The following is an 18,014-nucleotide window of genomic DNA, read 5'->3' as shown; positions in this document are numbered from 1 at the left end:
CGCCCCGGGCTCGCGGGACACGCCCTCATCCTACGGCCGGTGTTTCCCCGCCCCGGCTGGCGCCGATGGCGCAGGTCAGCTGACCCACTGGCCGGTGCTCGCCTGGACGGCGGAGCCGTCGAGGTCGGCGAGCTTGGCGGCGACGAAGGCGCGGGCGACGTCGGAGGTCTGGACGCGGAACGCGGGCTGCTTCTCGGTGAGGGTGGAGACGATCACGGCGGCGGCGTCGACGGCGCTCTGGGCACCGGCGAACGCACCTCGGGTGCGGTCGACGTAGGCCTGGAGGGCGGGGGCGTACGGGCCTGCGGCGGCCAGCGTCGCGGCGAGGTCGACCGTCACGCCTGCGACGAACTCGCTTGCCACCGCGCCGGGTTCGACCACGCTGACCCGGACGCCGACGGTGGCGGCGACGGGCGCGAGGGACTCCATGAAGCCCTCGACGGCGAACTTGGCCGCGCAGTAGGCCTCGTTGAACGGCTGGCCGACGACGCCGCCGACGCTGGTGACGGTGACGACCCGGCCACCGGAGGCGCGCAGGTGCGGCATCGCGGCGCGGGTGGTCTCGACGACGCCGAAGAAGTTGACCTCCATGGTGGCGCGGACGTCCGCTACGGTGCCCTGCTCGACGGTGCCGAGGCGCCCGGCCCCGGCGTTGTTGACCAGCGCGTCCAGGCGGCCGTGCTCGGCGATCACCTCGGCGATGCAGGCGGCGACGGACGCCGGCTCGGTCACGTCCAGGTGCTTGACCTCGACGAGCTCGGCGACGCCGGCCTCGGCGGCGGCCTTGCGCAGCTGGTCGGCCTTGCCCAGGTCGCGCATGGTGGCGACCACCCGCAGGCCCGCCTGAGCTGCGGCCACGGCCGTGGCCAGGCCGATGCCGGAGGAGGTACCGGTGATCAGGACGGTGCTGGTGGTGTCCATGGTGGCTTCCCTCTGTCTGCCGACGGCCGCCTGCTCGCGCCTGCCCGTCGATCCGAAGTGCGTGCGTGCACACACACCATACTGTTGTGTGTGCGCACACGCAAACGGCTAGACTGCCGCCATGGCACGCACCGACCTCACCCTGGGACAGCTCAGCACCCGTGACCACGCCTTCTACGGCCTGGTCTGGGCGGGCACCACGCTGACCGGCCTGGTCGACCGGGCCCTGGTCCGCGCCCACGACCTCCCGCTGTCCTGGTTCGAGGTCATGCTCTGGCTGAACGCCCAGAGCGAGCCCGTCGCCGCCTCCGAGCTCGGCGCCCGGACGCTGCTCAGCCGCAGTCAGGTCTCCCGCGTCGCCGACGCCCTCCAGGCCCGGGGCTACCTCGCCCGGATACCCTCCCCGACCGACGCCCGCTCGATCCGGATCGCCCTCACCTCCGAGGGCCGCCAGGCCTTCGCCGAGGCCGACGCCACCCGCCGGGCCGCCCTCGCCGAGGCCTTCGACGACCGTCTGGACGATGCCGACATAGCAGCCCTGGAGCGCGTCTGGGCCAAGCTCAAGCAGCCCCGCGCCGACCAGGCCTGACAGCACGACAGGGATGCGGCACGGGCTGCCTGGCCCGACCGGGTGATGCGGATGGTCCGTGCGGGTGAGTCGGCCCGTCCGTCGGGCGTGCGTGGACGAACGTTTCGCGGAGGGCGGTCACTGTCCTCCTGTGGCCGCCCGCACCTGCGGGGCCACGCACCCGACAGGACCCCGGGCGCGGACCGCGCCCCACCGGAAGCGAGACCATGAACCCCGTACCCAGTCGCGCCCGATCCACCTCCCTCCGCACCGCCGCAGCTCTCGGCGTGATGAGCCTGGCCCTGGCCGGCAGCCTCCTCGCCGGGCCCGGCGCGGGCGTCAGCACGGCGTCCAGCCACCGCGAGGCCCCGCTCGTCGCCGCCGACCCGCAGGTCGACAACACCGACGTGTACGCGTTCACCAGCCCGGACAAGCCCGACACGGTGACGCTCACCGCCAACTGGCTGCCCTTCCAGGAGCCCAACGGCGGCCCGAACTTCTACCCCTGGGCCGACGGCGCGCACTACGACATCAACATCGACTCCCAGGGCACCGGCCGGCCCGACATCACGTACCGCTGGACCTTCCACACCGAGGACCAGCGCGGCACCGACACCTTCCTCTACAACAACGGCGTGGTGAACAACCTCACCGACCCGACCCTGCTCTTCCACCAGTACTACACGCTGCAGGAGCTGCGCCCCGACTGCGCACCCCGGACGCTCGTCGAGCACGGCACCGCCGCGCCCTCCGACACCGGCGTGGCCTCGATGCCCGACTACGGGCGGCTCCGCGACCAGGCGACCGTGCAACTCCCCGGCGGCGGACAGACGGTGGCCACCCAGGCGGCCGACCCGTTCTTCCTCGACCTGCGCGTCTTCGACCTGCTCTACGGCGGCACCCTCAAGGAGACCGGCCAGAACACCCTGGCCGGGTACAACGTCAACACCCTCTCCATCCAGGTCCCCAAGAGCGAGCTGGCCTACCGGGGCGACGCCACCCGCAACCCCGTCATCGGGGTGTGGAGCAGCACCGAGAAGCGGACCATGAAGCTCTCCCCCGGCGAGCAGCACCCGGCCGGCCCGTACGTGCAGGTCTCGCGGCTCGGCAACCCGCTGGTGAACGAGGTGGTGGTACCGGCCGGGCTGAAGGACGCGTTCAACGCCCTGCCGCCGTCGGAGGACCACAACCAGCCGGCCGTCGTCGCCAAGGTGTTGGACCCGGAGGTCCCCAAGCTGGTCCAGGGCATCTACCACCTCCCCGCGCCCGCCACCCCGCGCACCGACCTGCAGGAGATCTTCCTGACCGGCATCGCCAAGGCCGCAAACGGACCGCTGGCGGTCGACCTCAACTCGCAGCTGATGAACCAGGACATCGACGTGGCCTCCTTCGTGCCCGCCGAGGAGCTGCGCCTCAACATGTCCACGCCCGTCACCGCCCAGCCCGACCGGCTCGGTGTGCTGAACGGTGACTTCCAGGGCTTCCCGAACGGGCGCCGCCTGACCGACGACGTCGTCGACATCGCGCTCCAGGTGATGGAGGGCGCCACCCCCGGTCACCTGATCGCCGCACTGGCCGCCGGTGACGGCGTCAACCAGGCCGACAAGCCGTTCGGCGCGACGTTCCCGTACCTCGCGCTGCCGTACGCCAAGGCCGTCAACCAGGCGCACTGAGCCGCCGGGCGCGGTGGGCCCGGGGCGTCCGAGACAGCCCCGCGCCCACCGCGTCGCCACCCGCTCCGCCCGCCTCACCCCGCTCCACCCCGCTCCACCGGAGGACCCGGACATGCGTCGACTGCCCCTCGTGCTCACCACCGCCGCGCTCTGCGGCTGCCTGGCCGCCTTCGGAGCGCTGAGCGGGGGCGACCCGGCCGCGCCCCCGGCCGGCCCCGTCCGGCGGGCCGACACCCCCGCCCCGGGCAGCGGCTCGCTGGCCCGGCTGATCGCCACCGACCAGCAGCGGCTGCGCGACGCCCCGGCCGACGCCCCGGCCTGGGCCCGGCTCGGCGCGGAGTACGTGGAGCAGGCCCGGCTGACGGCCGACTCCTCCTACTACCCGAAGGCCGAGGAGGCCCTGCACACCGCCCTCACCCTCCACCCCGACGAGAACGCCGACGCCCTCACCGCGCTGGGCGCGCTCGCCAACGCCCGGCACCGCTTCGCCGAGGCCCGCGATCTCGCCGGGCAGGCCATCGCCTCGGCGCCGTTCCACTGGCAGGCGTACGCCGTGCTCGCCGACGCGCGCACCCAGCTCGGGGACGACCTCGGCGCCACCGAAGCCGTGCAGCAGCTGCTCGACCGGCGCCCCGGCACCGCCTCCTTCACCCGCGCCGCGTACGACCTGGAGCAGCACGGCCGCACCGACGACGCCCGCAACGCCCTGCAACAGGCCCTGGACGGCGCCTTCGACCCCGCCGACAAGGCCTTCTGCCACCACCAGATCGCCGAACTCGACCGCAACTCCGGCCACCCCGACCAGGCCCTGACCGGCTACCGGGCCGCTCTGCGGGACGACCCCGGCTACACCCCCGCGCTCGCCGGACAGGCCCGCGTCGAGGCCTCGCTCGGCGACCCGGCCGCCGCCGTCCGCGACTACACCACCGCCGTCGGCCGGGTGCCGCTGCCCCAGTATCTGCTGGAACTCGGCGAACTCCAGGAGTCCCTGGGGCACGCCGCACAGGCGCAGGAGCAGTACCGGCTGCTCGCCGTCGAGCAGCAACTCGCCGCCGCCAACGGCGTGCTGGACGATCTGACGCTCGGGCAGTACCTCGCCGACCACGGCGACCCGGCCCAGGCCGTCTCCCTGCTGCGCGCCGAGTGGCAGCGGCGGCAGAACGTGCTGGTCGCCGACGCCCTCGCCTGGGCCCTGCACCGGCAGGGCAACGACGAGGAGGCCCTCCCGCTCGCCGAGCAGGCCCAGCACCTCGGCTGGCAGAACGCCCAACTGCTCTACCACCGAGGCGAGATCGAGCGCTCCCTCGGCCGCACCGGCGACGCCCGGGAGCACCTCACCCAGGCCCTGCGGATCGACCCGCACTTCTCACCGCTGCTCGCCCCGCAGGCCCGCAGCGCCCTCGGAGGCACCCTGTGAACCACCGTCAGCACACCCGGCGGGCGATGGCCGTCGCGGGCGGCGCGCTCTGCCTGCTCGGCCTCGCCGCACCCGGCGCCCATGCGCACCCGCTCGGCAACTTCTCGGTCAACCACTACACCGGCCTCACCCTGCACCCGGACCGCGTCGACGCCCTCGCCGTCACCGACACCGCCGAGATCCCGACCGCCCAGGCGGCGGCCGGTGTCGAGACCGACGCCGAACGTGCCGCCTGGGCCACCACCCGCTGCGCCGAGACCGCCGGACGGCTCACGGTCACCGCACCGCAGCGGCTCGAATGGACGGTCGACGCGGCCACCTTCGACTACTTGGCCGGACAGGCCGGGCTGCGGACCAGCCGCCTCGAATGCCGCCTGACGGCTCCGCTCCGGCTCACCGACGGCCCGCTCACCCTGCACGTGGACACCGGCGTGGACGCCACCCGGGTCGGTTGGAACGAGATCACCGCACGCGGCGAGGGCGTGCACCTGTCGCACTCCACCGTCCCCGAGACCTCGCCCTCCGACGAGCTGCGCAGCTACCCCCGCGACCTGCTCGACGCCCCGCGCGGGGACACCCGAGCCGAGCTGACGGCGCTCCCCGGCGCCGCCGCCGCACGCCCGGCCACCGAGGCGCCCGCCGTCGGCGGCGGCCTGACCGCCCGGTTCGAGGTGCTCTCCCGGCGCCTCTCCGCGCTCACGGCATCCGAGCAACTCACCGTACCTGTCGGGCTGCTGGCCGTCCTGCTGTCCATCGCCCTCGGCGCCGGGCATGCACTGCTGCCCGGCCACGGCAAGACCGTCATGGCCGCCTACCTCGCCGGGCGCCGGGGCCGCACCCGCGACGCCCTCACCGTCGGGGCGACGGTGACCCTCACCCACACCGCCGGAGTCCTCGTCGTCGGCCTCTGCCTGACCACCTTCACCTCACTGGCCGGTGACACCCTGCTCGGCTGGCTCGGCGTCGTCAGCGGCGCCCTGGTCGCCCTGGTCGGCGCCGGGCTGCTGATCGAGGCCGTCCGCCACCGCCGGGCGCAGCCCGCGCACCACCCCCACGACGCCCCGGCACAGCCGAGCCGACAGCCCGCCCTGGTCGGCGCGGGCGGGCCGTCGGCCTCGCAGGGCCATGAGCACGGGCACGGGCACGGGCACGACCACAGTCGCGAGCACGGGCACAGTCACGATCACGGGCACAGTCACGAGCACGAGCTCCCGCACCCGCGCCCGCACCCGCGCCCGCACCCGCACCCGCACCCGCACCCGCACCCGCGCCCGCACCCGCGCCCGCACCCGCACCCGCACCCGCACCCGCACCCGCACCCGCACGGCCTGTTCGGCCACCACCACACCCACCACACCCACGACGCGCAGCCGTTCTCCCGCCGCGGCCTGGTCGGCCTCGGTATCGCGGGCGGTCTGGTCCCCAGCCCGTCTGCGCTGGTCGTCCTGCTCGGCGCCGTCGCCCTCGGGCGGACGGCCTTCGGGGCGGCCCTGGTGGTCGCGTACGGACTCGGGATGGCCGCCACCCTTACGGCGACCGGCCTGCTGCTGGTCCGCCTGGGGGGTCGGATCTCGCGGCTGGCCGACCGGCCGGCCTTCGCGCTCGCCCGGAGGATCGCCCCGCACACGGCCGCGCTGACCGCCGTCCTGGTGCTGGTCGTCGGCCTCGGCCTGCTGGCCCGCAGCCTGCCGTCCCTGTTGCCAATGCTGCCGCTGTGAGCCGGGGTTTCAGGACAGCGTGACCGGGATCGACTCGTACCGGTTCAGCGCCAACCCCGGTGCGCGGACGGGGGTTCCGGCCAGTCTGAGGTCGGGGAAGCGGCGGTGGAGACGGCCGAGGACCTCCTCCAGCTCCATCCGGGCGAGGGCCCCTCCGAGACAGTAGTGGACGCCCAGGCCGTAGCTCAGCGGACGGGCGTCCGCGCGCAGCAGGTCGAGGCGGTCGGGGTCGGCGAAGCGCAGCGGGTCACGGTTGGCCGCCGCCAGGAAGACCACGACGTTGACCCCGGCCGGGATGCGGACGCCGCCCAGCTCGACGTCGGTGAGGGCGAGGCGCCGGGTGACCTGGACGGAGCCGCCGAGGCGGGCCAGCTCGTCGGTGGCCGGGCCGATGCGCTGCGGGTCGGTGGTCGGCAGGCGGCGCAGCAGGGCGAGTTGGTCCGGGTTGTCGGCCAGGGCGACGACCGAGTTGCCGACCAGCCCGGCGGTGGTCTCGAAACCGGCCGCGAAGACGAAGGCCAGCAGGTCGACGAGCTCCTGTTCGGTCAGCCGGTCGCCGTCGCCGTCCCGGGTGGCGATCAGGGCCGAGACCAGGTCGTCCGCCGGTTCCTTGCGCCGGGCGGCGACCAGGCCGGTGAAGTAGTCGAGGATCGCCGTGTAGGCGGTGTCGGCCTCGGCGAGCGCCTCCGGGGCGACGGCGGCCTCGAAGACGACGCCGCACTTGCGGACCCAGCCGTCGAACGGGCCGGTGTCCTCCGCCGGGACGCCGAGCAGCCTGGCGACCGTCCCGATCGCCACCGGCATCGCGAGCTGGGCGGGCAGGTCGACGGGCTGCCCGGCGGCGGCCCGCTCCGCCATGGCGTCGAGCGCCCGCTCGGTCAGCTCAGCGACGTGCGGACGGAGCAGCTCGACCCGGCGGACGTTGAACGCCTTCGACACCAGGCCGCGCAGCCGGGTGTGGTCGGGCGGGTTGGCGCCGACCAGGGAGGAGAAGATGTGCAGCAGCAGCGGGTGTTCGCGCCAGCCGGGTTGGTTGCGGTCGAACCACTCGGGGTCGGCGGTGCCGAACTTCTCGCCGAACAGCACCTCGGAGGCCGCGTCGTAGCCGGAGACGAAGCAGCCACCCTCGTTGAGGTGGACGGGCGCGGCCTCGCGCAGCGCGGCGTACGCGGCGACGGGGTCGCGCTGGCCCTCGGGGGACATCAGCGCGTACAGCGCGGCGTCTGCGGGGTGGGTCATCGCGCTCCTCCGTACGTGACGTCCTGGCAGACCTCGGCGAGGAACGGCAGCATCAACTCGGCGGTCTGCTGAGGGAACTCGGCCATCGGGTAGTGCCCGGCGCCCTCGATCATGGCGACCCGGCCGCCGGTGTGCGCGGCGATCCACTCGGCCTCGATCCGGGGGTCGGGCGGGAAGACCGGATCCTTGGTGCCCATCACCACCTGGACGGGCACGGCGAGCCGGGGCAGCCGCTCCTCGCAGGGCCGCTGCCCGGCCGCGAGCATCCCCTTGATCGCGGCCATCCGGCCGGGCTCGCGCAGCCGGTCCTTGAGGGCGGCCCGGACGGCGGCGTGGTCGGCGGGCTTGCGGGTGGGGTAGAGCGAGTCCCAGTAGTACAGCCAGGCGGCGACGGACCGGCCGATCAGGTACTCCCCCGCCTTGATCTTCGCGGTCTTGGGGAAGGTGCGCACGAAGGAGTCGTTGAGCACGACGGCCCGCACCAGCGCGGGTTCGTCCACTGCCGTCACGACCGCAGCGCCGCCGGTGAAGGAGTTCGCCACCAGCACTGCCGGGCCTGCGGCCAACTCGCGTACGAGTGCCCGCAAATCACCGGCGATCGCCTCTGTGCCGTAGTCGTCCCAGACCGCCGTGGACTCGCCCTGGCCGCGCAGGTCGACGCCGACCACCCGGTACCCGGCGGCGGTGAGCAGCGGGGTCACGTGCCGGTACATCGAGCGGTCGTCGCCGAGCCCGGGGGTGCAGACGACCAGCGGGCCGGGGCCGCCGGTGTCCGCGTAGGCGATGCGGCCGCCGGGGACGGTGAGGAAGTGGGTGGTCATGGGGTGGTCTCCCGTCGGTGCTGACTGTCCTGGTCGGCGGGCACGGTGACGTCCGCGTGCACGGTGTCGTCGGCGTGCACGGTGAGACAGCGGCCGAGCCGGTTGGAGGTCTCGGCCGCGATCCGCAGGCCGCACTGCTTCAGCAGCCGGTCGAGGCCCGCCCTGTTGAAGGACTCGGAGCGGAAGCCCTGGGAGCTACGGAAGAGCACCCCGCCGAAGCGGCCCTCCGTCTGCTCGAGGGCGGTGCCGCAGCGGGTGTAGTAGGCGTGCCGCAGGGCCGTGGTCGAGGGCTCCGCGTTGAAGACGGAGATCAGCGCGGCGCCGGGCAGCGTACGCAGCCTGGCGAGCACCCGCTCCGGCTCGGTGAAGTTGCCCAGCAGGTTGAACGGGAGGACGACCAGGGGCCGTTGGCCGGGTATCGCCGCGAGCCAGTCCTCGCTGTCCTGCACGTCGGCGGTCAGGGCGGTGGCCGATCCGTCGAGGCCCTCGGCGGCGATCCGGGCCCGCAGGGCGGTGATCGCATCCTGGTTGACGTCGATGCCGAGGTAGCGGATGCCCGCCGCGCGGGCGACCTCCAGGGCCCGGCCGTCGAAGCACCCGAGCTCGGCGATCGCGTCGCAGCGGCGCCGCCGGGTCGCGCGGAAGGCCGTCAGGCACTCCATCTGCAGGAAGGTCAGCACCTCGTCGGGGAAGTGCGCCACGCTCATGATCGCGGCCGCGCCCTCGGCACGGTAGTAGCCGTCCCTCGTCTCCTCCCGCCGGGCCGCCGGTGCCGTGCGGATCATTCGCTCGCCGCGTCACTGCGCGGAGCCGTCGCCTCGGCGAAGTGCTGGGTGTCGAAGTACTCGCGCATGCCCGCGATCTGCTGGTCGCGGACGGTGTAGACGGAGACGATGTGGTTCTCGTAGGGGCGCCCGGCCCGGGTGACGGAGCGGGAGACGCACTCGACGGCGACCTTGTCCCCGTCGGCGATCAGGCTGCTGACGTCGATGGTGTAGTCGGCCTCCGGGTCGAACAACTCGCCCATGGGGAGAAGGAATCCGCCGAGCACCGCGTCGCGGCCCCGGAAGGAGCCGGAGACGGCGTGCTCGCCGGAGATCCAGAACTCGGCGTCCTCGGCGAGGAGTTCGATGACGGCTGGGGCGTCGCGCTCGGCGATCGCCCGCAGGTAGCGCTGGACGGTTTCCTTGGCGTCGGCGGGGTGGGTCACAGGGAACTCCGGGTGACGGGGAGGGGGTTGGTTGGGAGCCGGACCGGGTGGTCGGCGCCCGGGTAGACCAGCGTCCGGCGCAGCAGGCCGGCCAGTGCGCGGCGGGGCACCAGCCGGGCGGCGGTGTCGCGGAGCAGGCGCGGCACCGCGCCCTGCACCTGCTCCAGGCGGGCCATCGACCGGGAGACCTCGACCATGCTGCGGGTGCGTTCGCGTTGGGTGTCCTCGTAGATCCGCAGCGCGGCGAGGGTGCCGCCGAGGCGGTCGGCGTCGGCGAGGCGCCCGGCCAGCACGACGGCGTCCTCGATGGCGGAGCTGCCGCCCTGGGCGAGGCTCGGCAGCATGGGGTGCGCCGCGTCGCCGAGCAGCGTCACCGGCCCGTCGCCCCAACTCTCCAGGAAGGGCCGGTCCTGGCAGGGGACGGCCATGATGTCCTCCTGCGGGGTGGCCTCGACCAGCGCGGCGATCTCCTCGGCCCAGCCGGGGAAGGTCCGCAGGATCTCGCGCTTGTCGGTGGTGCAGCTCCGGGCCGCCGCCTCGGGCAGGTTCAGGCTGCCCCACCAGTAGATCCGGCCGTGCCCGACGTCGTGGATGCCGAACCGGCGGCCGTCTCCCCAGTAGTGCCCGCTGAACCCGGGGGTGAGGCGCGGGTGGCCGATCCGGGCGACGGCCATCCAGCAGATGAACCCGCCGTACCGGGTGGGCGTCGGCCCGGCGCCGGTGACCTGGGCCCGGATCACCGAGTTGATGCCGTCGGCGCCGACCAGCAGGTCGCCGTGCGCCTCGCTGCCGTCGGCGAACCGGACGCGGACGCCGTCGGCTTCGCCGTCCCGCGCGTAGCGCTGGTAGCTCTCGGCCGTCGCCCCGAGCACGATCGGGCAGTCGTCGGCGGCCTCGCGCAGCGCCGCCTGAAGATCGCCCCGATAGAGGCAGATGCTGGGCGCACCGGCCTCCCGGTCGACCTCGGCGTGCGGCAGCTCGAACAGCCGGCGGCCGTCCGGGGTCATGAACTCCATGTGCTCGACGATCCGGCCCCGGCGCTCCAGCCCGAGGTCGAGACCGAGCGTGCCGAGCGCCCGGACCGCGTTGGAGCCGACCGAGATGCCGAACCCGGCCGGCTTCAACTCAGCAGCGCGCTCGTACACTTCGACCTCGAGGCCGACGCGTCGCAGCGCGACCGCGGTGGCCAGACCACCGATGCCCGCGCCGATCACGAGGGCCTTCCTGCTGCGGCCGTCGGTGGTCATCTCACTGCCTTCCGAGAGGTTGGACCGGCCGGGCGGCCGGGCAGCTCGCCGAGGATCTGGGCGACGTGCTTCACGTACGGGTCCTGGACGAGCTGCATGTGGTCGCCGGGGACGTCGACCACCCGCACCTGCCCGGTGGTCAGCCGCCCCCAGCCGTTGTCACTCGCCTGGTAGAGGCTCCCGGCGATCCGGTGCACCGGCTTGAGTACCTCCGGCAGCGAGCCCTCGGCGCGGATCAGCAGCAGGTCCTGCGCGGCCGGTTGCGGCCGCCAGCCGATCAGGGCCTCCCAGTTGGCGCGGAACATCTCGAAGACGCCCCGCAGGACGGCGTCGGAGTCGTCCGCCCCGAGCAGCCCGGTGCTGACGGCCAGCTCCCTGATCCGCTCGAACGCCTCGCCCTCATCGTGCAGTTCACCGAACGCCTGCTCGGGCACCGCTCCACCGCCGTCCAGCCAGAGCAGCTCCCAGAAGAACCAGGTCATCAGCGAGAGCCCGTCCACCGACTCCGGGGCGGCGGCCGGGTCCAGCGCGTCCGAGTCGATCAGCACCACCTCCGCCACCTCCTCACCCACGGCCCGCAGTTGGGCCGCCATCTCGAACGCGATGTGCCCGCCGAACGACCACCCGCCGACGGTGTACGGGCCGTGCGGCCGGACGCGTCGCATCGCCGCGACGTAACTGCGGGCGATCTCCGGGACGCTGCGCAGCGGCACCGTGCCCGGGGTCGCGCCGGCCGCCTGGAACCCGTACAGCGGCTGGTCCGGCGGCAGGGCGCGGGCCAGCGGCAGGTAGCACAGCACGTTGCCGCCGGTCGGGTGGGCGAGGAAGATCGGCGGGCGGGAGCCGGTGGTGCGCAGCGGTACGAGCGGGTCGAAGCCGGGCCCGGCCGAGCCCACCAGGGTGGCGAGCCGGGCGACGGTCGGCGCGGCCGTGAGTGCGGAGACCGGGACGGCCACGCCCGTCCGCTGCTCGATCCGCACGACCAGGCGCATCGCCGTGAGCGAGGTGGCGCCGAGGTCGAAGAGGTCGTCGTCCCGGCCGACGTCGGGGAGGCCGAGGATCTCGGCTGCCAGCTCGGCGAGTTGACGCTCCAGCGGGCTGAGCTGCTCCGGCCGTCCGGCCGGGCGGCGGGTCAGCGGGCGGGCCCGGAGCACCGCGTCGGCCCGCTTGCCGCTGGGGGTGCGGGGCAGGGCGGGCAGGCACTCCAGATGGGTGGGGACCATGTGTCCGGGCAGGCCGGCCCGCAGGTCGCGGCGGACGGCGTCGAGGTCCACCGCACCCTCGGGGGCCACCAGATAGGCGACCAGCGCCGCCGCCGGTCCGTCGCCGACGGCGACCACGGCCGCCTCGGTCACACCCGCCGCGCGGGCTGCGGGGGTGGCGGTGAGGGCGAGTTCGACCTCGGCGGGTTCGATCCGGAAGCCCCGGATCTTGACCTGGGCGTCGGTGCGCCCGAGGCAGACCACGGCGCCGCCGGGGAGGGTGTGGCCGAGATCGCCGGTGCGGTAGGCCCGGACGCCGTCCGGCAGGGTGACGAAACGCTCGGCGGTCAGCTCCGGGCGGTTCTCGTAGCCGTCCGCGAGGCAGTCGCCGGAGAGGTGGATCTCACCGGTCGCCCCCGGCGGGAGCGGGCGCAGCTGCCCGTCCAGTACGTGCACGGAGCTGCCGTCCACCGCCGTGCCGATCGGCGGCAGGGCGGGGAAGTCGGCCGGGGGGCCGGGTAGTTGGTAGCCGGTGGCGATGTGGGTCTCGGTCGGCCCGTACTGGTTCTCCAGGATCACGCCTGGCGCGGGGAGCGCCGCGCAGAACCGCCGGATCTCCGGCGTGACGCGCAGCTGCTCACCGGCGGAGACGATCACCCGCAGCGCGCGGGGCAGCAGGCCGAGTGCGGCAGAGGTCTCGGCGAGCTGCTGGAGCGCCACATAGGGGAGGAAGACCCGCTCGACGCCCTCCCGGTCGAGCAGCCGGAGCAGCTCCGGGAAGTCCAGCCGCCGCTCCTCGCTGACGAGTTGGAGCGTGCTGCCGCGACAGAGGGTGGCGAAGATCTCCTGGAGGTGCACGTCGAAGCCCAGTGCGGAGAACTGGAGCGTCGAGCCGTCGACATCGCCGCTCGGGATGCGGTTCTGCCAGCGCACCAGGGCGGCCAAGGCGCGGTGCGGCATCGCCACGGCCTTCGGCTCGCCGGTGGAGCCGGAGGTGAAGAGCACGTAGCAGGTGCTGTCGGGGCTGATCACGGGCGTCTCGAAGCCCTCGGGGACACCCCCGGCAGCGTCGGCGAGGCCCTCGGCCGGGAGCACCGGTACGCCGTCGAGCAGGCCGGTGTGCCGGTGGTGGGCGATCACAGTGAGCGGGCGGGCGATCCGCAGCATGGCCGCCAGCCGGGCGGGCGGGTAGCCGGTGTCGAGCGGCATGCTCGCGCAGCCCGCCCGCGCCACCCCGAGGACGGTGGCGACGTACTCCGGCGAGCGGTCCATCGCGATGCCGATCCGCGCGCCCGGGGTGGCTCCGGCCTCCAGCAGCCGGTGGGCGACCAGGTCGGCGGCCCGGTCGAGCTGCCGGTACGTCCAGCGGCAGCCCTCGAAGGCGACGGCGATCGCCTCGGGCCGCTCCTGGGCGCGGGCACGCACCATGCGGGCCAGGTCCGGCCGGGGCTCCTCGGTCGGATTCGGGTTCGGGTTCGGGTTCGGGTTCGGCCTGGCGGACTCGACCGGCGCGAGGAAGGCGAGGTCGGCCGGCTCGTCGGGGTGGGTGACGAGCCGCTCGAGGATGCGGAGGAAGGTCTCCGCGACGAGGGCCGCCTGCTCGGGCGTGTGGACGCGGCCGTCGCAGTCCAACCGCAGCCGGAGGCGGCCGTCGACCGGGCTGACGATGGCGTTGACCAGCAGCCGGAGGTCGCTCTCCTCCCAGGTCCGGACGGCGAGCAGCTCGACCTCCGGGAGGCTCAACACCCGGTCGAGCACGTGCAGATGGACGTAGTTGAAGGCGGTGTCGACCAGTGCTCCGCCGCCCTGGTCCTCCTGGATGCGGCTCAGCGGGTAGTGGCGGTGGGGGTGCCCCAGCTGCTCGGCGCGGAACAGCTCGCGCGCCATCTCGATCATGCTCCGGCCGGTGGAACTCACCTGGACGGGCAGGGTGTTGAGGAACAACCCGGCGCTCCGGTCGGCGCCGGGCAGCTCCGGACGTCCGTGCACCACGAGCCCGGTGAGCTCCCCCTGTCGGCCGGAGAGCAGCCGCAGGGTCAGGCAGTGGGCGGCGAAGAGCAGCGACTTGACGGGCAGCCCGGCGGAGCGCGCGAAGGCGTGCACCTGCTCGTCCAACTCGGCGGGCAGCAGGGCCAGTCGGCTGAACCGCCCGCCCCCGCCCGGCCCCACGGCCGTTGCGAAGCCCGGCACCTGGAGCGGCCCGGCCTCGCCGAGACTGTGGCGCCAGTAGTCGCGCGAGCGGGTCGACGCCACCGCGCGCAGCTCCTCGGTCGCGTACAGCGCGGGGCTGGGCGGCGGCTCGACCGGGACTGCCGGGGTGTCGGCCCCCAGGCCGTGCAGGTAGTCCTGGAGCAGCTCGCCCAGCAGACCGGCGACGCTGCCACCGTCGAGTACGGCGTGGTGGAAGCTGAGCACCAGGTCGACCGCGTTCGACCCTGGGCGGACGTACAGGTGGTGGAGCGGTCCGACCTCGAAGTCGTAGCGATGGCAGCGCCGTTGCTCGATGTGGCCCGCGAGGTCGGCCTCCACCGGCGCGATCTCGGGCTCCCCCGGCCCGGCGGGGTGCACCACCTGGAGCGGCTCGGAGCGGCCCGACAGGGCGATCGTGGAGCGCAGCGCCGGGTGGCGGCCGGTCAGCTTCCGGTACGCGGCGCGCAGGTGCTCCTCGTCCCAGGGCAGCCGGAGCCGGTAGTGGAACACGTCCCGGTACGCGGTGCCCCCGCGCAGGCTGTGGTAGATCATGCCCAGTTGGAGGCTGGTGAGCGGGAAGGCATCCTCGGCTCCGGCCGGGCCGGGGCGGTCTGCCGCCGCCAGCAGCGCGAAGGGCTCGGGCATCGGCGCGGACCCGCCCACGGGGGTGGCGAGTTCGGCGAGCGCGGCGACCGTCCGGTAGGCCATCAGGTCACCGGTCTCGATCCGCAGCCCGGCCCGTTCAGCCTCGGCCCGGACACGCAGGGCGAGGAGGGAGTCGCCGCCGAGGGCGTAGAAGTCGTCGTGCACACCGACGGCGGTGCCGAGGACGGCCGACCAGACCGCGACCAGGACGGCTTCGGCGCCCTTGCGCGGCGGACGGCTCGGCGCCCGGCCGGCGCCTGGTGCGGGATCGCCGCCTGGATCGGCGTCGGGATCGGGGAGCGCGGCGCGGTCGAGTTTGCCGTTCGGTGTGAGCGGCAGCGCCTCGATCCGCAGGCAGTGGGCGGGCAGGAGGTGTGCGGGCAGGGTGCGGGCGAGGCTGCGGTGCAGCTCAACCGGGTCGAGGTCACTGTCGGCGGTGAAGTAGGCGGCGAGCTGGGTGCCACGGTCGGCGGTGGCGCGGGCGACGACGACGGCGGCCCGCACGCCCGGCACGGCGGCGAGCGCTGCCCGGACTTCGCCCGGCTCCACCCGGTGGCCCCTGATCTTGACCTGGTCGTCCGCCCTGCCGAGGTACTCCAACTCGCCGCCACCGGTACGCCGTACGAGATCCCCCGTCCGGTAGAGGCGCTCGCCGGGCACGAACGGGTCGGGGCCGAACCGCTCGCCGGTGAGGCCCGGCCGGCCGAGGTAGCCGCGTGCCACGGCGACCCCGCCGACGCACAACTCTCCGGGCACCCCGTCGGGTTGCGGCTCGTCGCCGGGGCCCAGCACGTACAGCCGGGTGTTGTCGACGGGCCGCCCGATCGGCACCCGGCTCGCCGGGCCGGGTGGACAGTCGTGGTACGAGACGTCGATGCTCGCCTCGGTCGGCCCGTAGAGGTTCACCAGCAGCGGCGGCCTGCCCAGCGCGGCGAACCGGGCGGTGAAGCGGTTCGCCAGCTCGGGCCCGAGCGCCTCGCCGCTGGAGAACACGTACCGGAGAGAGGCGGCGGAGGGCAGCAGGCCCGGCTCCTCGTCCAGCAGGTCGAGGAACGGCCCGAGCATGGACGGGACGAAGTGCACGACGGTGACGCGCTGTTCGGCGACCGCCGCGAGGATCGCGCGCGGGTCGCGGTGAGCGCCGGGCGGCAGCAGGTGTACGGCCGCCCCGGCGGCGGCCCACCAGAACAGCTCCCAGACGGAGACGTCGAAGGAGGCCGGGGTCTTCTGCAGTACGACGTCCCCGGGGCCGAGCGGGTAGCGGCGCTGCATCCACAGCAGCCGGTTGACCACCGAACGGTGCTCGACCATCACGCCCTTGGGGCGGCCCGTCGACCCGGAGGTGTAGATCACGTACGCCAGGTGGTCCGCCGGGACCGGCGCCGCGTACTCACCACCCGGCAGCGGGCCGTCCACCCTGAGCACCAGCGCTGACGTGCCGTCCGCCGACGTGCCGGCCGGCACCAGGCGTTCGGTCGCGGCGTCGACCAGTACTGCCTTCGCTCCGCTGTCCCGCAGCAGGTAGGCGATGCGCTCGGCCGGGTACTCGGGATCGACGGGGACGTAGGCGGCACCGGCCCGTAGCACCCCCAGCAGGGCGGCGGGCAGCGCGGGCCCGCGCTCGACCAGGACGGCGACGCGGTCCTCCGCCGCCACCCCGGCGTCCCGCAGCGCGGCGGCCACCCGCCCGGCGCGGGCAGCGAGTTCGGCGTAGCCGAGGTCGGCGGCCAGGACTCCACCGCGCACGGCGGTGCGGTCGGGAGTGCGCTCCGCCTGCCGGTCGAAGAGGCCGTGCAGGGTGAGATCCGCAGGCAGCGGGGCGGCCGGGCCGTGCGCGGCGCGGATGGCGGCGGCCCGGCCCTCGGCGTCGAGCAGGGCGAGTCGCGCGGCCGGGCGGCCGGGGTCGGCGAGCCCGTGCCGGATCAGCGCGAGCAGCTGCCCGGCCACCCGGGCCGGGGGCAGCTCCTCGTCGAACACGTCGGGCTCGCAGTCGAGTTCGATCCTGACGGTGTCCGAGCCACGGTGGTGGACGACGAGGATGGCCAGCGCATCGCCGTCGTGGCGGTTCTGCTGACCGGTGCGCTCACGCGTCACCCCGCCGCGCTCGGGCAGCTCCGGCAGGTTGAGGTACGAGAGGGTGGTGTCGAAGAGCCGCCGACCGGCCGAGCGGCCGGGGCGCGGGACGTCGCCGAGGGCGAGCCGCTCGTGGCTTCGCAGCTCCCTGACCCCGGCCCCGACCCCCTCCGCGACCGAGGTCAGGGTGTCGCCCTCCCCCACCCGGATACGCAGCGGGAGCGTGTTGGCGAACTGGCCGACCGTACGGCTCTGTTGTTCGGTCCGGCGGTTCAGGAAGGGCACGCCGATCACGGTCTCGTCGGTGCCGTGCAGGCGCGCGAGGTAGCAGCCCACGGCGGCAGCGACGTACTCGAAGACCGACCGGCCGGTGGCCCGGATGCGGGCGGTCAGCTCCGGTTCGAGGACGAGGACGTGCCGGGTGTCGGCCCGCGCGGCGGAGCCGGAAGCGGCGGGGTTGATCTGCGGGCGGCGGGTGAAGAGCGTGGGCTCGGCACCGCCCAGCGCGGCGCGGAAGTACTCCTGGTCGGTGCGGTGCTCCGGCGAGGCGCGGTAGGCGAGATCCTGCTCGACCGTGGTGCGGTAGCTCTCGCTCGGGGCCTGGCGCTGCTCGTAGTGGGCCAGCACCTGGTTGAGGAAGAGGTCGAGCGCGAAGCCGTCGGCGACAATGTGGTGCGCACGCAGCAGGAGGTGGGCGGTCTCGGGGCCCTCCCGCAGCACGGAGGCGTGGAACAGCGGGCCCGTGGCCAGATCCATCGGCAGGGCGAGGACGGCCTCGATGCGGCGCCGACAGCCCTCGGCCGACAGCTCCGCGACCTCCACCGCGACCTCGGCGGCCGCAGCCACCGGGTCGGTCCACTGGTACGGCCCGTCGTCGCCCTCGCCGAACCTGGCCCGCAGCCCGTCGCTCCCGAGCACCGCCCGGCGCACGGCCGCGACGAGCGCGTCCAGGTCGACCGGGCCGCTGAGGCGCTCATGGGCGGTGATGGTGTAGTCGGCCGAGACCGGCCCGGCCGTGCACGCCGTCCAGACATCCCGCTGGTAGGCGGTGAGCGGGAAGTACTCGGTCACGGACTCCTCCTCGGGCCGG

General features: G+C 74.3%; 11 protein-coding genes. 4 read left to right on the top strand and 7 right to left on the bottom strand.

From position 1 onward, the window contains the following. Nucleotides 1-75: 75 nt before the first annotated feature. Nucleotides 76-921, bottom strand: a complete 846-nt coding sequence (locus ACR68M_RS27965) for an SDR family NAD(P)-dependent oxidoreductase (RefSeq protein ID WP_441246910.1) — start codon at nt 919-921, stop codon at nt 76-78. A gap of 121 nt (nt 922-1,042) precedes the next feature. On the opposite strand from ACR68M_RS27965, the gene ACR68M_RS27960 reads away from it, so the two are divergent. From ACR68M_RS27960 to ACR68M_RS27945, 4 genes are all read left to right on the top strand, one after another. Further along, the gene (locus ACR68M_RS27960; protein ID WP_441246909.1) at nt 1,043-1,510 is read left to right on the top strand and encodes a MarR family winged helix-turn-helix transcriptional regulator; all 468 of its coding nucleotides are present in this window, start codon (nt 1,043-1,045) and stop codon (nt 1,508-1,510) included. Between the two features lie 206 nt (nt 1,511-1,716). Continuing rightward, nucleotides 1,717-3,162, top strand: coding sequence for a DUF4331 domain-containing protein (locus tag ACR68M_RS27955; protein WP_441246908.1), 1,446 nt, complete (start codon nt 1,717-1,719; stop codon nt 3,160-3,162). Between the two features lie 112 nt (nt 3,163-3,274). Continuing rightward, nucleotides 3,275-4,579, top strand: coding sequence for a tetratricopeptide repeat protein (locus ACR68M_RS27950; protein WP_441246907.1), 1,305 nt, complete (start codon nt 3,275-3,277; stop codon nt 4,577-4,579). Then, complete coding sequence (locus ACR68M_RS27945) at nt 4,576-6,297, top strand: nickel/cobalt transporter (protein WP_441246906.1); 1,722 nt, start codon at nt 4,576-4,578, stop codon at nt 6,295-6,297. The genes ACR68M_RS27950 and ACR68M_RS27945 overlap by 4 nt, the downstream gene beginning before the upstream one ends. A gap of 9 nt (nt 6,298-6,306) precedes the next feature. Here ACR68M_RS27945 and ACR68M_RS27940 read toward each other — a convergent pair whose 3' ends face one another. From ACR68M_RS27940 to ACR68M_RS27915, 6 genes are read right to left on the bottom strand one after another with little or no spacing between them, the layout of a single operon-like run. Beyond that, nucleotides 6,307-7,536, bottom strand: a complete 1,230-nt coding sequence (locus ACR68M_RS27940) for a cytochrome P450 (protein WP_441246905.1) — start codon at nt 7,534-7,536, stop codon at nt 6,307-6,309. Continuing rightward, on the bottom strand, nt 7,533-8,357 hold the full coding sequence (locus tag ACR68M_RS27935) for an alpha/beta fold hydrolase (RefSeq protein WP_441246904.1): 825 nt from the start codon (nt 8,355-8,357) through the stop codon (nt 7,533-7,535). The genes ACR68M_RS27940 and ACR68M_RS27935 overlap by 4 nt, the downstream gene beginning before the upstream one ends. After that, nucleotides 8,354-9,142, bottom strand: a complete 789-nt coding sequence (locus tag ACR68M_RS27930; protein ID WP_441246903.1) for a hypothetical protein — start codon at nt 9,140-9,142, stop codon at nt 8,354-8,356. Before ACR68M_RS27930 ends, ACR68M_RS27935 begins: the two co-directional genes overlap by 4 nt. Then, nucleotides 9,139-9,567, bottom strand: coding sequence for a nuclear transport factor 2 family protein (locus tag ACR68M_RS27925; protein ID WP_441246902.1), 429 nt, complete (start codon nt 9,565-9,567; stop codon nt 9,139-9,141). The genes ACR68M_RS27930 and ACR68M_RS27925 overlap by 4 nt, the downstream gene beginning before the upstream one ends. Further along, the gene (locus tag ACR68M_RS27920; RefSeq protein WP_441246901.1) at nt 9,564-10,814 is read right to left on the bottom strand and encodes an FAD-dependent monooxygenase; all 1,251 of its coding nucleotides are present in this window, start codon (nt 10,812-10,814) and stop codon (nt 9,564-9,566) included. Before ACR68M_RS27920 ends, ACR68M_RS27925 begins: the two co-directional genes overlap by 4 nt. Then, the gene (locus tag ACR68M_RS27915; RefSeq protein ID WP_441246900.1) at nt 10,811-17,995 is read right to left on the bottom strand and encodes an amino acid adenylation domain-containing protein; all 7,185 of its coding nucleotides are present in this window, start codon (nt 17,993-17,995) and stop codon (nt 10,811-10,813) included. Before ACR68M_RS27915 ends, ACR68M_RS27920 begins: the two co-directional genes overlap by 4 nt. Between the last annotated feature and the right edge of the window lie 19 nt (nt 17,996-18,014).

This window comes from Kitasatospora sp. McL0602 (assembly GCF_052076145.1).
Classification (GTDB): domain Bacteria; phylum Actinomycetota; class Actinomycetes; order Streptomycetales; family Streptomycetaceae; genus Kitasatospora.
This window is presented reverse-complemented; position numbering and strand designations above follow the sequence as displayed.

What these genes read in the sequence shown, in the direction of transcription:
- ACR68M_RS27965 (WP_441246910.1), bottom strand. Translation starts at nt 921, where the DNA reads ATGGACACCACCAGCACCGTCCTGATCACCGGTACCTCCTCCGGCATC.
- ACR68M_RS27960 (WP_441246909.1), top strand. Translation starts at nt 1,043, where the DNA reads ATGGCACGCACCGACCTCACCCTGGGACAGCTCAGCACCCGTGACCAC.
- ACR68M_RS27955 (WP_441246908.1), top strand. Translation starts at nt 1,717, where the DNA reads ATGAACCCCGTACCCAGTCGCGCCCGATCCACCTCCCTCCGCACCGCC.
- ACR68M_RS27950 (WP_441246907.1), top strand. Translation starts at nt 3,275, where the DNA reads ATGCGTCGACTGCCCCTCGTGCTCACCACCGCCGCGCTCTGCGGCTGC.
- ACR68M_RS27940 (WP_441246905.1), bottom strand. Translation starts at nt 7,536, where the DNA reads ATGACCCACCCCGCAGACGCCGCGCTGTACGCGCTGATGTCCCCCGAG.
- ACR68M_RS27935 (WP_441246904.1), bottom strand. Translation starts at nt 8,357, where the DNA reads ATGACCACCCACTTCCTCACCGTCCCCGGCGGCCGCATCGCCTACGCG.
- ACR68M_RS27930 (WP_441246903.1), bottom strand. Translation starts at nt 9,142, where the DNA reads ATGATCCGCACGGCACCGGCGGCCCGGCGGGAGGAGACGAGGGACGGC.
- ACR68M_RS27920 (WP_441246901.1), bottom strand. Translation starts at nt 10,814, where the DNA reads ATGACCACCGACGGCCGCAGCAGGAAGGCCCTCGTGATCGGCGCGGGC.